This window comes from Gaetbulibacter sp. S0825 (genome assembly GCF_011777505.1).
Lineage (GTDB): Bacteria > Bacteroidota > Bacteroidia > Flavobacteriales > Flavobacteriaceae > Pontimicrobium.
The window spans coordinates 1-1,874 of record NZ_JAATJT010000007.1 but is presented as its reverse complement, the minus strand read 5'-3'; the positions used below and the strand labels follow the sequence as shown (position 1 = coordinate 1,874).

General features: G+C 40.0%; 1 pseudogene. It reads left to right on the top strand.

From position 1 onward, the window contains the following. Nucleotides 1-1,874: pseudogene (locus HB672_RS14620) on the top strand (gliding motility-associated C-terminal domain-containing protein); the annotation flags it as partial.

Genomic DNA, 1,874 nt, shown 5'->3' with positions numbered 1-1,874 from the left:
TCACTGAAACTACTGATGGTGACGCTGATGCGTGTCCTTCTGAGTACACAATTACTCGTGTATGGTCTGTTAGTGATTGTGCTGGTAATACAACGTCTCACACTCAAACTATAACTGTAGAGGATAACACTGCGCCTACATTTGTTGAAGCACTTCCTGCTGATGCAACTGTAGAATGTGATAACGTTCCTACTGCTGATGTTTTAACTGCTACTGATAACTGTGATGCTTCTGTAACGGTATCTTTCGATGAGCAAAGAACAGATGGCTCTTGTCCTTCTAATTATATTTTAGTAAGAACATGGTCTGTAACTGATTGTGCAGGAAATACTAACACTCATGTACAAAACATAACTGTTGAAGATACAACTGCGCCAACAATTGATGTTGAGGCTGATGATATAATGGTACAATGTGACGGTTCTGGTAACAGTGGTGCAATCCAAGCTTGGTTAGATTCAAACGGTGGAGCTTCTGCTTCAGATAATTGTGGTACAGTGACCTGGACAAATAACTATGATGGAGCAACTTCAAATTGTGCAGAACCAATCGAAGTAATTTTTACTGCGACTGATGAATGTGGTAATACTGCTACAACTTCAGCTACTTATGCAATAATGGATGAAACTGCACCTATAATTGATGTTGAAGCTTCAGATTTAACTGTACAATGTGATGGTTTAGGAAATGACACTGCTTTACAAGATTGGTTAAATTCTAATGGTGGAGCAACTGCTACCGATGATTGTTCAGTAATCACTTGGACAAATGATTTTACTGCTTTATCAGATGATTGTGGTGCAACTGGATCTGCTACTGTAACGTTTACAGTAACTGATAGTTGTGGAAATGAAACATCTACAACAGCTACCTTTACAATTGAAGATACAACTGCACCTACATTTGTGGAAACACTTCCTGCTGATGCAACTGTAGAATGTGATAACGTTCCTGATGCAGCTACGTTAACTGCTACTGATAATTGTGGCGATGCAACTGTAACATATAGTGAAGTAAGAAACGATGGTGACTGCGAGTCTAACTACACGTTAGTTAGAACTTGGACAGCTACTGATGCTTGTGGTTTAGAAACTGTTCATACACAAACTATCTCAGTACAAGATACAACTGCACCTACATTTGTGGAAGCACTTCCTGCTGATGCAACTGTAGAATGTGATAACGTTCCTGATGCAGCTACGTTAACTGCTACTGACAATTGTGGCGATGCAACTGTAACATATAGTGAAGTAAGAAACGATGGTGACTGCGAGTCTAACTACACGTTAGTTAGAACTTGGACAGCTACTGATGCTTGTGGTTTAGAAACTGTTCATACACAAACTATCTCAGTACAAGATACAACTGCACCTACATTTGTGGAAGCACTTCCTGCTGATGCAACTGTAGAATGTGATAACGTTCCTGATGCAGCTACGTTAACTGCTACTGATAATTGTGGCGATGCAACTGTAACATATAGTGAAGTAAGAAACGATGGTGACTGCGAGTCTAACTACACGTTAGTTAGAACTTGGACAGCTACTGATGCTTGTGGTTTAGAAACTGTTCATACACAAACTATCTCAGTACAAGATACAACTGCACCTACATTTGTGGAAGCACTTCCTGCTGATGCAACTGTAGAATGTGATAACGTTCCTGATGCAGCTACGTTAACTGCTACTGATAATTGTGGCGATGCAACTGTAACATATAGTGAAGTAAGAAACGATGGTGACTGCGAGTCTAACTACACGTTAGTTAGAACTTGGACAGCTACTGATGCTTGTGGATTGGAAACTAGCCATACACAAACTATCTCAGTACAAGATACAACTGCACCTACATTTGTGGAAACACTTCCTGCTGAT